This window comes from Natronorubrum halophilum, from assembly GCF_003670115.1.
GTDB lineage: Archaea > Halobacteriota > Halobacteria > Halobacteriales > Natrialbaceae > Natronorubrum > Natronorubrum halophilum.
Genome location: NZ_QQTY01000001.1, coordinates 895,592 through 909,435 on the forward strand (window position 1 = coordinate 895,592; position 13,844 = coordinate 909,435).

Consider the following 13,844-nt stretch of genomic DNA (forward strand, 5'->3'; position numbering starts at 1 on the left):
ATTGCACCCGTTGGCCTTGCAAGCACCGTCGTCAGACAGCGCACGCCGTTTTCGAATTCACGGTAACGGAGGTGAGCCGCGGTGAATCGGTCTCTCGGGGCGGAGCGCACCGAGCGTCCGGCGACAGCACGCTCAGCGCTCAGCTATCGTCCGATACCACGCGCCGTGTTACCAACGCAATCACTCAAGTGCTTCCCGGACCAACGGTTTCGCATGGAGTTGCTGGTCGCCCTCGACGAGTCTGAACCGGGGTGGGAGGCTCTCGAGTACGCGCTCCGAGAACACCCCGAGGACGACATCGTCGTCGTTCACGTCGTCGACTTGAGCCAGAGCGGGTACGGCGAGTTCGCACACCTCGGCACGAAGGCGATCCGCGATCGGCAGCGAGCGCATGCGGCAGAACTGTTCGATGCGGCCCGCGAGCGCGCGGCCGAACGCGGCCGTGAACTCACCACGGAGCTGTTGGTCGGCCAGCCCGCGGCCACGATCGTCGATTACGCCGCCGAACGCGGAGTCGACCGCGTGATCGTCGGCAGCCACGGCCGGTCGGGGATCTCGAGGGTCCTGCTCGGTAGCGTCGCGGAGCGGATCGCCCGCCGAGCCCGCGTTCCCGTGACGATCGTTCGGTGAGTCACTGTCTCGCAAGCAGACGGATAATCCGTCAGCTTCGCCTGGGTTCTCCCACTCGAAGCGGACGGCCACCGATCGTGTGTCAAAACCAGTATGTGTCCGGAACCCGTAACTCAATCGTGACTGAATAAACTAATGAGGGTCCGAAACAGTTTCGGCGGTATGAACAACCGCTACGATGTGGTCATCGCTGGCGCCGGCCCGGCCGGCGGTCAGTGCGCACGCGACCTCGCTACCAGGGGCTACGACGTTGTCGTGCTCGAGACCGAGTCCGAAGAGGAGTTCCCGCGCCAGAGCAACAAGTCGACTGCGGGCACGTTCCCGTCGATGATGGCGTCCTTCGGAATCCCCGACGACGTCGTGATGCAGTACACCGACAGCGTCGTTCTCGAGTCGCCGACCGACCACTACGTCCGGAAACAGCCCGGTGCCGTCCTCGAATTCGCTGACTTCAAGCGATTCCTGGTCGAAGACGGCCGAGACGACGGTGCCGAGTACCGATTCGACGCCCGCGTCACCGCGCCGATCATGGAGGACGGCGAGATCGTCGGCGTCAGATACAACGGTGACGAGGAAGTCTACGGCGAGATCGTCATCGACGCGACGGGTCCGGCCGCCCCTCTCGCGAAGAAACTCGACGTCGTCGACCTCAAGCGTGAGAACCACGCGATCGGCATCGAGTACGAGTTCGAAGGGATCGATATCGACCGACCCGGATTCGCGGACCTCCACGACGCGATGATGCTCCGACTGGACCACGAGATCGCCCCCGGCGGCTACTCGTGGATCTTCCACACCGGCGAGGACACCGCCAAGGTCGGCCTCTGTTACATCCAGAACGAGAGTCACAGCGAGTACGCGCGCGAGGACACCTCGATCGACGACTACCTCACTCACTGGCTCGAGACGGATCCGCGCTTCGCGAACGCCGAGCGGATCGAGGGGAAACAACACCGCGGCTCGGCCCACATCCAGCCGCCGGGGAAGGTTCACACCGATCGGTTCATGGCCATCGGCGACACCGTCCCGACGGTCGATCCGCTCTGGGGAGAGGGGATCAACAAGTGCATGCAGTCGGGCCGCGTGGCGGCCGTCACAGCCGACACCTGCCTCAAACACGCCGACCACGAACCGACCGCCGAGAACCTCGAGGTGTACGACTCCCTCTGGCACCGCGACGTCGCGCCGAACCAGCGAAAGCGGCTGCTGATGACCCAACTGCTCTATCTCGCTCCGAACGAGCGCTACGACGAACTCATGGCGGATCTCAACCGACTCGACGACGACACGCTGGCGAAGGCGAACCGGGGGAACGTCGGTGCCATCACGGAACTACTCGGTCTCGAGGATGTACCGCTGGTCGCTCGCCTGGCGAAACAACAACTCAAACTCAAGGGACTCCTGTAGCCGGCTCCGGCCCCGGGCGACATGCCGTCTCGCTTCCGGCCCGCCGTCGCGCCGTGTCCCTCCGATCGTCGCGCTTCTGTCACGAGTACCGAACGGTTAATGATCCTCGCCTTCGAGACATGCCAATACGTTGACTCGCCCACCCCGTCCCACCCTCGACAGTCACGCCATCTCGAGACGCACGATGCTCGCTACCGGCGTCGCGCTCGTTTCCGCGACGGCCGGCTGTTCCGGCTTTGTCGACGACGAGGACGACGGGACGGCGGCGGATCTCGAGAGCTACGCGCCCGCCGGCACCACGTTGCTCGTCCACCTCGACATCGCTGCGGTCGCGAGCAGCGACGCCGTCGACGGTGGCGTCGACGAGACCCTCGCGGTCCTCGAACCTGCCGACCCGGAACACGTGTCCGACATCACGACGAGGTTCGAGTCGCGAACCGGGCTGGACCTCCTCGAGACGGACGACGTGTTACTGTTCGGAGCGTCGGCTGCCGACTCGGACGACGCCGGTTCCGACGACTGGGAACACATCGACGTCATCGTCGACGGCGACTGGAACGAGGACGACATCCTCGACTCGCTCGAAGGGAATACCGGCCTCGAGTACGCGGAAACGACGTACGCGGACGAACCGGTGCTGTACGAACCTTCCGCGGACGTGGACGATCTTCCGGAACTTCCCTCGGTCGGCGATCACGGCGGCGGACGTTTCGTTATCGGCGGCGGCGAAGCCGTGCGAGCCTCGCTCGACGTCCGGTACGGGGACGCCGACCCCGTCTCCGGACCCGTCCGCGAGGCGTACGACGACACCCGCGACGCCCAGCTATCCGTCGCTTCCGAACCGTCGGGATCCCTCGTTCCCGAGATGTACGCGTCGCGCATCGAACTGAACCTCGATATCCTCGAGGAAATCGAGGCCGTCGGTCGGAGCTACGACGTCGTCGAGGCCGGTATCGACCTCGAGGTCGACCTCCACGTCCCCGACGACCGCGACGCCGAGGACCTCGAGACGACGCTACTCGGAGCGTTCCCGTCCCTCGGCCAGTTCGACGAGGAGTTCGACGAGGCGCGCGACGACATCGGCCTCGAGCGCGACGGAGCGGTCGTAACGGTCGCCTACGTGGGCGAGGCCGACGCCGTCTTCAGCCTGCTCGATGGAGTGTGACGCCGCGTGGACCTGCCGGCACTGCTGCGAAAGGAGTCGATCACCGTCAGGCGAAACCTGGGGTTGATCGGCGTCCTCCTCGTCTTGCTCCCCGGCGGCATCGTCGCCGGAACCGCCGTCTTCGAGCAGACGATTCCGCGCGACGTTCCGGTCGGCGTCGTCGCCGAGGAGGGAGCGACCGCGGACGACATCGCGATCGCCGAGGCGGGCCTGACCGCGTTCGCGACGCCGGTCGAGTACGAGTCGGCGGCCGACGCGCGCGAGGGACTCCAACGCGAGGAAGTCTATCTGGTGGTTCACGTCCCGAGCGACGTGATGGACGAGGGAACCGACGCGAACGTCACGATCGTCTCGGACCACGCCTTCGTGCCGTTCCAAGAGCCGGTCAACGAGAGCGCCGGCCTCGCCGAGTCCGAGATCGATCGACTCGTGCGAGCCGACGTTACCGTCGACCACGAGCGGGTCGGCGACCCGCACACGCTCTCGGAGTTCCTCGTCCCGACCGGGCTGTTCGCGTTCGTCACGCTCTACGCGCTGGTCTACCTGCCCTATCAGGTTCGCTCCGAACGGCCGGTGCTCGATCGTCTCCAGACCGAGTCCAGACTCGAGACGGTCGTGGCGAGCAAACTGCTCTTTTACGGCATCGTGCTCGCGATCCCGGCGGTGGTCGTCGCCGCGACGGGCGCGTGGCTGGGCTACGACGTGAGCATCCTGTCACCGCTGTCGGTCGCCGTGCTCGGGCTCACCTTCGCCTACCTGGCGGCGATCGGGCTCGCGGTGCTCTTCGCGCTCGGACTCCGACAGTCGGCGCTGTTCGTCAATCTCGGACTCGCGCTGGCCGTCTTCGGCCTCTCGAGTCTCGTCTATCCGGTCGGGTTCTTCTCGCGGAGCCAGGGAACGATCTCGCGGGCGCTGCCGACGCACTACTCCGCGATCGCGATGCGAAGCTCGATGCTGCGGGACGCGCCGGCGTCCCTGTACGCCGACTACCTGCTGTGGCTGATCGCGACGACGCTCGCCTCGCTCGTCGCCCTGAAACTGGCCCTGCTCGTCTACCGGCGGAGGCGGTGATCCGTGACTGATACCGACTCCGATTCCGACGCACTCGCGCTCGTCGACGTGTCGAAACGCTACGGGGAGACGACCGCGCTCGAGGACCTCACGCTCGAGATTCGTCCGGGCACGTTTCACGGCCTGATCGGCCCGAACGGCTCGGGGAAGACGACCCTGTTCGCGCTGCTCGCCGGACTCGCGCGTCCCTCGAGCGGACGGCTCGAACGCGCCGACGCTGCGACGACCGTCGGCTACAGCTTTCAGGAGCCCCGGTTCTACCCCGACCTGACCGTCCGCGAGAACCTCGAGATTTTCCGGGGCTTCGCCGACGATCCGCCGCCGGCGTCGTGGGTCGAGACGCTGCTCGAGGCGCTTCGGCTCGACCCGGCGGCGGATCGGCGAGCGGCCGAACTGTCGGGCGGATTCCGCAAGAATCTCGATCTCGGGCTCGCGCTGGTCAAGCGCCCGCAGTTCCTGTTGCTCGACGAGCCCCTGGCCGACGTCGACGACTACTCCCGGCGGCGCATCCGGACCTTTCTCGAGTCCTACCAGCAAGCGGATCGGACGGTCGTCATCTCGACGCACAACGTGACCGCGTTCGCGGACTCCTTCGATCGACTCACCGTCGTCGTCGACGGCGAACTTCGGTTCGACGGGGTACCGGAAAGCGATATCGTCGCCCAGTACCGCAGTGTACTGGAGTAACGGGCGACGCGGAAAAGACGCCGACCGCGACGAATCGAACGACGGCCGCAGTTGCGGGGGATCGTCGTCCAACATATCCCCGGATGTGAACAACAGTTATGATTGTTCGGAGGGTGTTGCTCGTATGGCACACGTTCCGGAACAACTGGACCAATACGTTTGTGAAAACTGTAAGATAGTCCATGCGGGCACCTCGACCGCGACATCCGGCGGTTCCGAACCGCCCGATTCCTGCGGTGCCTGTGGCAAGGACGTGTTCGTTCAGGCCAGCGAGTGGGCCAACCGCTACGAGTGACGGCCCACCCTCGAGAACGGTCCGTCTTCGCTCAACGGTTGCGGTAGCCGCCAGCACGGACTCGACTCGCGGCGGGGGCCGTTATCTCGAGCGTCGACCGAGTCGGTCAGTCGTCCGCGTCGACCGTAACCGTTCCATCGTCCGTTTCGTCGGACTCGACCGACCCGACTTCGTCCGCCTCGGCGTCGCCGGTTTCGGCTGCCTCGGAGTCGTCGACGCGCGGGAAGTTGTCGATGGTCTCCTCGCGGAGCGCGTCCTCATTGAACTCGTACTCGTCGTCGAGGAACTCCACCACTCGATGGGTATCCTTTACGGCGTTTTTCAGACACGTCGACGCGCCCGGGGAGGGCGTGATGTTGAAGATGATGTCGTCGCCGATAATCTTCGCCTCGCCCATGTCGAGGGACTTGTTTTTCGTGTCGACGATCTGTGGGCGCACGCCACCGTATCCCTTTGCCCGTTCGATATCCTCGAGTTCGACGCTCGGAACGACCTTCTGGACGTGCGGGAGGAACTGTCGCGGTCCGACCTCGGGGAGGTCGTAGACGAGGTTCCTGATGACGTAGGGGAGGAGGATCCGATCGGAGAGAATGTTGGCGTAACTGAGGAACGCCGCGGCGTTCAGTCCGAACACGTCGAGGAAGTCTTTCACCGTCGACATGCGGCCGCGCTCGAGCGTCGGGACGAGTTTCGCGGTCGGTCCGAACCGGGTCACGCTGGCGTCGTGGACGTCCGCATCGCCGTGGACCGCGGCGAAGGGCAGTTTCTTCATCTGGAGCGTGTACACCTTCCCATTGAGGAGATCGTCCGCGAGGAAGAAACTCCCGGCAATGGGGAGCAACACCTTGTCCTGCCCGTAGCCGAGCTCCTTCGCGATCTGGAGGCTGTGTGATCCCGCGGCGACGACGGTGGTATCACAGTCAAAGCGACCGTTGCTCGTGCCAATCGTGTACCCGTCGAGCGTCTCCGTGATATCCTCGACTTCCGTCCCGGTGTAGATGTCGACGTTCGCTTCCTCCTCGGCCTGTTCGATGAACGACTTCGTCGTTTCGCCGTAGTCGACGACGTAGCCGTCCGGCGTCTGGAGCGCGAGCATCTCCGTCTCCGGATCGCGGCCTTCCACGACCTTCGGTTCGATTTCGGCGATTTCCTCGCGGTCGATCGCCCGAAGTTTCGGGAAGAGTTCCCCGAACCCTTCCTCGGTGTAGCGGCGCTCGAGTTGGTCCACTTCCTCCTCGCCGACGCCGAGAACCATCTTGCTACGCTTGGCGTGCATCTCTCGGTCGGCGTCGTGGTTCTCTAGATAGCCCGCCAAGAGTTCCGCGCCTTCCTTTACCTCTTCGGCCTTCTCGAGCGTGTAGTTGGTCTCGATATCTCCGAAGTGGAGGGTCTGGGAGTTGTTCGTGGAGTGGGAGTTGATCGCCGCGATCTCCGACTCCTTCTCGATCAGTGCAATGGAGTCGATATCAGTGAACTTCGCGGTCGTGTACAACAGGGATGCGCCACTGATACCGCCACCGACGATAACGAGGTCGTATTTGCCAGACATGTTTCGGGAGTAGCTATTTCCGTCACGGAACTCCACACGGATAACTCATATTCTTTGACTTGGATTTTCGTCAATTGACGGAATTAGTATCGACGACTTTCACTCCCGATTGAGAATACCGGACATGAGAGGCTCATTCGGCAGATAACCCGGGTTCACTGGCATGTAACGGAAGGCATCGATAGCACAACATCCTCGAATTGTTGAACCCCTTACATGTGACTCTCGCAAATATTACCGTGTATTGGATAATGACTCCGTATTCGTCGCAACGAATTCGTCAGTAGTCGATTTTTCGTGAGATCGATTCGATCACGCCGATAGTCCTGCGAATCCGTCGGTCGCTTCACTCCCGCCGATTGGTTCCAAACGATCCTGGCGACGCCGGTTTGAGAGCCGGAAACGGCGCTACGTCGAACCGGGAGCGGCGCTACCCCGAGCGACGGAGGTAGGAGGGTTGCATTCTCAAGTCGACGGGACTTTAGAGACGCGCCGTGGAAGGTACACGTGAATTCTAACGAGGTTCGACGTCAGTGGGCGACCCGGTCCGGAGAGTATTCGCCGACGTATTACGCCTACTACGGTCCCGACGAGACGAGCGAGTCGATTCGCGGAATCCTCGAGCGGTTCGTCGACCGGGACGCATCGATCCTGGAACTCGGCTGTAGTTCGGGGCGTCACCTGTCGTATCTCTCCGAACACGGGTTCGAAGACCTGACAGGGATCGAGGTCAACGGGGACGCGTTCGACGTAATGCGAGAGAGCTATCCCGATCTCGCCGCTCACGGAACGTTCTACCACGACGCGATCGAAGACGTCGTCAGGGATTTCGACAACGGACAGTTCGATGCGATTTACTCGGTTGAAACGCTCCAACACATCCACCCGGACGTCGAGTGGGTCTTCGAGGAACTGTCCCGGGTCGCGGGCGACCTCCTTATCACGGTCGAAAACGAGAGCAAGATCGAGACCGATAGCTCGCGATCGGCGGAGTTCGAAGTGAACTACGTCAACGACGATTTTCCCCTGTACTACCGCGACTGGAACCGCGTTTTCACCGAGTTAGGATTCGACGAAATCGACGCCGAGTCGGGAAAGAGAGACACCGTCCGAACGTTCCGCTCGAGGCGGGACTGTTCCGTCCGGTAACCGTACACGCGGTTGCGTACCGGCGCGAGGAGCGAGCACGAAAGTCGCGGATAACGGAGTGCGTTTTTCGAGAGTCCGTCCGCCGGCTTTGATAGTAAGCAGAGTCGCACTCGATCCGTGGGGGACCGAACGCATCGTCCATCTCCGACGTACCCACGAGTCTGTAGGTCATAATTGTTGACTAGGCAACACTATTCCTATTCGGCTCCTAATATCGGTTACGATTGATGGATAGAAGACGATTTCTAGCGGCGGTAGGGGTAGCGACAGCGGGATCTATGATCGCTGGATGCATCCAATATCGTCCACTTCCGGAGCCACAGGATATCGAAAGCAACGTCACCGACGACCGGTTTCGAACGAGGCGAGACGGCGGCGAGTGGACCGATTTTCGGGCCCGTGGCGTGAATCTCGGGATGGCAAAACCGGGCTACTTTCCGGGAGAGGCGGCGATCACGAAAGCCGAGTACAGTCGGTGGCTGAGACAGATCTCGGAGATGAACGCGAACGTTATCCGAACGTATACGCTTCACCCGCCGGCGTTCTACGAGGCGCTCGCCGAACACAACGTCGATCGCGACGACCCGTTACTGCTCTTGCAGGGGAACTGGATCGACGAAGAGGTGATGATCGAAACGGGCGACATGTTCGACCCGGAGGTGTTGAAAATTCACGAAGAAGGGGTGGAAAACGTCATCGATGCGGTGCACGGAAACCTCTCAGTACCCGACGAACCGGGGCACGCGAGCGGACAGTTTCGAGCGGACGTCTCACCGTACGTCCTCGGGTACGTACTCGGCCTCGAGTGGGACCCGGAAGTGGTCGACTCGACCGATAAGAAACACGACGGCCTCCGAGAGTACGACGGAACCTATTTCACGACCGAAAACGCGACCCCGTTCGAACATTGGCTCGGCGCACGTCTGGACGATGCGGCCGCGTACGAACACGAACACTACGATACGCTTCGGCCGCTGAGCGTGACTAACTGGGTGACGGCGGACCACCTCGAGCACCCTGCAGAGCCCATGGAGGAAGAAGACCTCGCGAGCGTCACGCTCAACCACGTCTTCCCGACCGACGAGTTCACTGGAGGTCTCTTCGCGACGTACCACATCTACCCCTACTATCCGGATTTCTTGAATTTCGAACCGGAGTACGTCGAGTACGAAACCGAGACCGGTGAGCGGAGTAGCTACCGCGGCTATCTCGAGGACCTCATCGCGGCGAGCGACTATCCGATATTCGTCGGCGAGTTCGGCGTCCCGGATTCGCGTGGCATGACACACAGACACGTACAGGGGTTCGACCAGGGCCACCACACAGAACGCGAGCAAGGCGAGATCGTCGCGGAACTCTACGAACAGATAACCGAGGCGGATTCGCTGGGCGGCGCGGTGTTCTCCTGGCAGGACGAGTGGTTCAAACGAACCTGGAACACGATGGACTACATGAATCCCGAACGCCGCCCGTTCTGGTCGGACACCCAGACCTGTGAACAGTCCTTCGGGCTGCTGAGTTTCGACCCGAAAGGGAAGACCAACATCACCTTTTCCGGGGACCCCGCGGAGTGGAAGCGCGCAACCGAGTTGTACGCCGATACGAGCGCTGAGCCGCTGGTGCGTCTCGACGACGGCCACGACGGGGCGCGAACGCTCACCGGACTCGAGGTGGCGGTCGATCCTCGGTATCTGAATCTCAAGCTGTCGTACGATGACCTCGGGCCCGAGGTCGACTGGGATCGAACGAACACGCTCGTGCTCCTCGATACGAAACCGGATCAGGGGAACACCTCGACGCCGCTCAATACGGCGCTACAGACGAACGAGGGCGTCGACTTCCTCGTTCACCTCGCAGGACCCGAGGACTCTCGAGTCCTCGTCGACAGCTACTACGACACCTTCTACTATCTCTACGGGGAGGACCTCGAGATGATCCCCGAGGTCGAGTACGCGGGGGAACGGGACAGCGGCGAGTTCCACGAAATCGAACTCGCGCTGAGTCGAGAGCTGTACATTCCGAGTTTGGAGGAAACGATCGAGTTCGAAAGCTACGAGACCGGGAAGCTCCGGTTCGGGAACGGCGACCCGGAACTCGAGCAGTACGATTCGCTGACGGACGTCTGTGTCACGCCCGAAGAGAACACGATCGAGATCCGTCTCCCGTGGCTACTCCTGAACTTCGGCGACCCAAGCCAGCGCGAGGTTCTCGGTGACCTCTGGGATAGCGAGTTCTCGATCGGAGAGTTCGTCGGAGAGATCGTCGAGGGGATTTCCATCTCCGCGGTGACGTTCGAACCCGATGACGAGAACGAGGCCACCGACCTCGAGTCGGAACCGAACATCACCGACTCGCTGTCGCGGGTACGCGGCGAGGAACTGCGATTCGATTCGGACTCGCAGTTCACGTGGAAAACGTGGGACGAACCGGCGTACGACGAGCGTCTCAAACAGTCCTACGACATTCTACAGGATGTCTACGGCGAGGCGGAGTAAGAGCGGGCAGTCGGAATCGACAGCGCTCACTACCGGTCGAACACGCACGATACTCCGAAGTGGCAGATCTACTATCGATATTCCGATCAAATATCTTCCCAGTTAGCCGTCTGTAGCCGTTTTTGCGCCCGGAAGCGTTACCCCAATACGGAGACAATATACGATACATGCCCCACTCCTTCGAACAGCAACTGACGGAGCGTGCTGATTTCCGTGATTTTATCGATCAGTTCGATAGCGTCGCCGTCTGGTCGGCGGACGAGTCCGGACTCAGCTACATGAGCCCCGCGTTCGAGGAGATTTTTGGCCGTTCGGTCGAGGATATCCTGGAAGATATGTCCGTTTTCATCGAAGCGGCCCATCCCGACGATCGCGATCGAGTCGTCGCCGTGATGGAAGATAGCGACGATCGACTACGGAACGGGGAATCCTATCAGATGGAGAGTCGCATTATTCGGCCCGACGGAACCCTTCGATGGATCGAAGCCCGTATGCTCCCGCTTCACGGCGACTCGGGCGAGGTCACCGAAGTGGTGGGCGTGACGATCGACATCACGGATCGAAAACGCACCGAACTCGAACTCGAGCGACAGAACGAACGACTCGAACGGTTCGCCAACATTCTCTCTCACGACCTTCGCAACCCCCTGACCACCGCGAAGGGCTACCTCGACCTCGCCACGGACAAATACAGTCACAAGTATCTCGACGTGGTCGGCCAGGCGCTCACCCGAATCGAGGAGATCATCACGGACGTCCTGACGCTCTCTCGCGTCGGAAAGGCGGCCGAAACGACCGAAACCGTCGACCTCGAGGCGACGGCCAGAGAGGCGTGGCTGATCGCGGACGAGGGTCGGGGCCGCCTCGAGGCGGTGGACGATCTCGGCGCGATCGAGGCCGATCGGAGTCTCGTCGGGCAACTGTTCGAGAACGCGTTTCGGAACGCGATCAAACACGGTTCGACGGACAGTCGGCCCGTAGCCGACGACAGTGTCGAACACGGTTCTCGAGACGTTACGGTCCGGGTCGGACTGCTCGAGGAGGAAAACGGGTTTTTCGTCGCCGATGACGGCGTCGGCATCCCCGAATCCGAACACGAACAGGTGTTCGAGGCCGGCTACTCCACCTCCGAGAAAGGAACCGGCTACGGCCTCTTGATCATCAAGGAGATCGTCGACGCTCACGGCTGGGACGTTCGCATTACGGATTCGACAACCGGCGGCGTCCGTCTCGAGGTCACAGACGTCGCCGTGGCCGAATGACCCCCGTCCGTTCGCCGAATTCCTGTCGAACTCCCCTCGGTTATATACCCATACGCGTGATCCGTGCACTATTCGCTATGGACACTCGGTTATATACCCATACGCGTGATCCGTGCACTATTCGCTATGGACACTCGGTTATATACCCATACGCGTGATCCGTGCACTATTCGCTATGGACACTATCGAGGATCCACAACGGGTTGCATCGGAACACCCTGAGCTCGATGACGTACTGCCGTGATCCGCTCTCGCTCCCACGCGCTACTCGAGGCCGCGACCGAGAGCGCACGGTTCGGAATCTGTTGCAACCGCCGTCGGGCGCGCTGCCAGCGGCGGGTGATCCGCGATGACTGACGACGCTCCCGACCCGTCCACCGACCGGGACGAGATGAGTGAAGACGTTCGTGACAGCCTCGAGGCGATTCTCACCGACGACGCGTCCTCACACCGGCTCGATCACCTCCACCGGGTCGCGAGAGAGATCTCCGGGCGTTCGACCGAGACCGCCGTCTACGACCACGCGATCGCCGGCGCGCACGACCTCTTCGACGTTCGCTACGCCGTCGTCGCGCTTCCGCGAGGCGACCGGTGGGTAACCGTCACGAGTACGTGTTGTGACCTCGACGTCCGGTTCGAACAGACGCCGATCATCAACGCCGAGATCGAGCGGGCGCTCGATCGAAACGAGACGACGCTGATCGATGACGTTTCGGAAGCGACCGACGGTGCCGTCCCGTTCGAGGACGGACGCGCACTGTGTGCGCCGATCGGCGACGCGGGAATGCTCCAGCTCGTGAGGGACGGGAACGACTTCGACGAGGCCGACGTTCGCTACGCGAAGTTACTCGGATGGATCACGGCCGCGCGCCTCGAGCAACTCGCACTGAGCGAGGAGGTCAGGTCGATGGAGAACCAGCTCACGTCGTTCGCCGATTTCGGCGGGGAAGTTTTCGAACAGACGTCACACACCCTCCGAACGCCGCTAACGACGATCATCGGCTACATGGAACTGCTCGCCGACGAGGAGGTGGGATCGCTCTCCGACGAGCAACGCGAGTTCACGCAACTCGTCCTCCGAAAGGCGACCGAACTCGACGCCGCGATCGAGACGCTCACGTCGTCATTCGACACGCGGTTGGCGAACATGCGCGCCGGACGGCACAGTCTCCCGGTAACCGATCTGATGGACGTTCCGGAGTCCGACGACGGCCCCTTCGTCTTCCTCGCTCTCGATACGGGAGTAGGAAGGCTCCTCGCCGAGCAACTGATCGACCTCGGTTACGAGGTCACGGTCGCGGACGACGAAGCGGCCGCTCGAGCGGCGGTTCGTCGCACCCCGTCGTCGACGATCGTCGTCGAACTGTTCGCGCCCAGTAGCGAGGACGGGGCTGAGAACGATCGCGAGCGGAGTCGCGGAGAGGAGAACGGCGATGAGAGACGGGTCGAAGACGGAACCGGGAACGGAGAGGACGAGGGCGGGAGTGAATACGGAAACGGGCTCGCCCTCGCCGAGACGATCCGACGCGAGGACGGAAGCGAGGAGACGGCGGTCCGCCTGGTGTCGATTCTCCGGGACGAACCGACCGGCGTCACACAACTGGGCGCGTCCGCGTACGTCCCGGAGCGATCGGATTCGATCGTCGAGGCGGTGGAACTCCTCCTCGGCGTCGGCGACGAAGAACGACTCCACGTGCTGATGTTCGACGCGATGGCGACCGAGACGTCGAGAGACGAGTTGCCTGCAAGCTGGGAGGTGACGACGGTCGACGGTATCGACGCGGCACGAACCGCGGCGCAGACGGCGCTGTACGACCTCGCGCTCGTCCGAACCGACTCGCTCTCCGGTCGGGAACGGGAGATCGTTCGGGCGCTCCGGGAACGCCGACACGGACGACGGCTGCCGGTCGTGCTCGTCGACCGCGGATCGACCGTGACCGACGCCCGGTACGTGCTGGGCAGAAAGTTGTTCATCCAGCGTCCGCTCACCGTGGCGGATCTCATGTCGATGCTCATCTCGGAGTCGACGGCCGACGACGACGGTTCGACGATCGAAGGCGACCGCGGAGGGCCGGACGACTCGTGACGCGAGTTGCGCTTATCACGGAAGGCGACGGGGACGTACGCGCTTACA

General features: G+C 62.5%; 11 protein-coding genes. 10 read left to right on the top strand and 1 reads right to left on the bottom strand.

Annotated elements, in window-relative coordinates:
- The first annotated feature begins 213 nt into the window (after nucleotides 1-213).
- From DWB23_RS04245 to DWB23_RS22865, 6 genes are all read left to right on the top strand, one after another.
- Nucleotides 214-630 (top strand): universal stress protein, encoded by a 417-nt coding sequence (locus tag DWB23_RS04245; RefSeq protein ID WP_121741539.1) that lies wholly within the window; start codon nucleotides 214-216, stop codon nucleotides 628-630.
- Between the two features lie 162 nt (nucleotides 631-792).
- On the top strand, nucleotides 793-2,037 hold the full coding sequence (locus tag DWB23_RS04250; protein ID WP_121741540.1) for a digeranylgeranylglycerophospholipid reductase: 1,245 nt from the start codon (nucleotides 793-795) through the stop codon (nucleotides 2,035-2,037).
- Nucleotides 2,038-2,167: 130 nt separating this feature from the next.
- A complete protein-coding gene (locus DWB23_RS04255) occupies nucleotides 2,168-3,202 on the top strand; it encodes a hypothetical protein (RefSeq protein ID WP_238717340.1) in 1,035 nt (344 codons plus the stop codon).
- Between the two features lie 6 nt (nucleotides 3,203-3,208).
- Nucleotides 3,209-4,273 carry an ABC transporter permease gene (locus DWB23_RS04260; RefSeq protein WP_121741542.1) on the top strand — a complete coding sequence of 355 codons (1,065 nt, stop codon included), beginning with the start codon at nucleotides 3,209-3,211 and terminating at the stop codon, nucleotides 4,271-4,273.
- A 3-nt stretch (nucleotides 4,274-4,276) separates the two neighbouring features.
- Nucleotides 4,277-4,960 (top strand): ABC transporter ATP-binding protein, encoded by a 684-nt coding sequence (locus DWB23_RS04265; protein WP_121741543.1) that lies wholly within the window; start codon nucleotides 4,277-4,279, stop codon nucleotides 4,958-4,960.
- A gap of 124 nt (nucleotides 4,961-5,084) precedes the next feature.
- Complete coding sequence (locus DWB23_RS22865) at nucleotides 5,085-5,255, top strand: hypothetical protein (protein WP_162989741.1); 171 nt, start codon at nucleotides 5,085-5,087, stop codon at nucleotides 5,253-5,255.
- Between the two features lie 106 nt (nucleotides 5,256-5,361).
- Here DWB23_RS22865 and DWB23_RS04270 read toward each other — a convergent pair whose 3' ends face one another.
- The gene (locus DWB23_RS04270; protein ID WP_121741544.1) at nucleotides 5,362-6,804 is read right to left on the bottom strand and encodes an FAD-dependent oxidoreductase; all 1,443 of its coding nucleotides are present in this window, start codon (nucleotides 6,802-6,804) and stop codon (nucleotides 5,362-5,364) included.
- Nucleotides 6,805-7,311: 507 nt separating this feature from the next.
- Here DWB23_RS04270 and DWB23_RS04275 point away from each other — a divergent pair.
- The 4 genes from DWB23_RS04275 to DWB23_RS04290 all read left to right on the top strand — a co-directional run bounded on the left by DWB23_RS04275 (nucleotide 7,312) and on the right by DWB23_RS04290 (nucleotide 13,796).
- Nucleotides 7,312-7,953, top strand: a complete 642-nt coding sequence (locus DWB23_RS04275) for a class I SAM-dependent methyltransferase (RefSeq protein ID WP_121741545.1) — start codon at nucleotides 7,312-7,314, stop codon at nucleotides 7,951-7,953.
- Between the two features lie 416 nt (nucleotides 7,954-8,369).
- Entirely contained in the window at nucleotides 8,370-10,448 is a 2,079-nt protein-coding gene (locus DWB23_RS04280; protein WP_162989742.1) for a hypothetical protein, read from the top strand.
- Between the two features lie 167 nt (nucleotides 10,449-10,615).
- Nucleotides 10,616-11,710 carry a PAS domain-containing sensor histidine kinase gene (locus DWB23_RS04285; RefSeq protein WP_121741547.1) on the top strand — a complete coding sequence of 365 codons (1,095 nt, stop codon included), beginning with the start codon at nucleotides 10,616-10,618 and terminating at the stop codon, nucleotides 11,708-11,710.
- 349 nt (nucleotides 11,711-12,059) lie between these two features.
- On the top strand, nucleotides 12,060-13,796 hold the full coding sequence (locus tag DWB23_RS04290; RefSeq protein ID WP_121741548.1) for a histidine kinase dimerization/phospho-acceptor domain-containing protein: 1,737 nt from the start codon (nucleotides 12,060-12,062) through the stop codon (nucleotides 13,794-13,796).
- Nucleotides 13,797-13,844 lie beyond the last annotated feature (48 nt).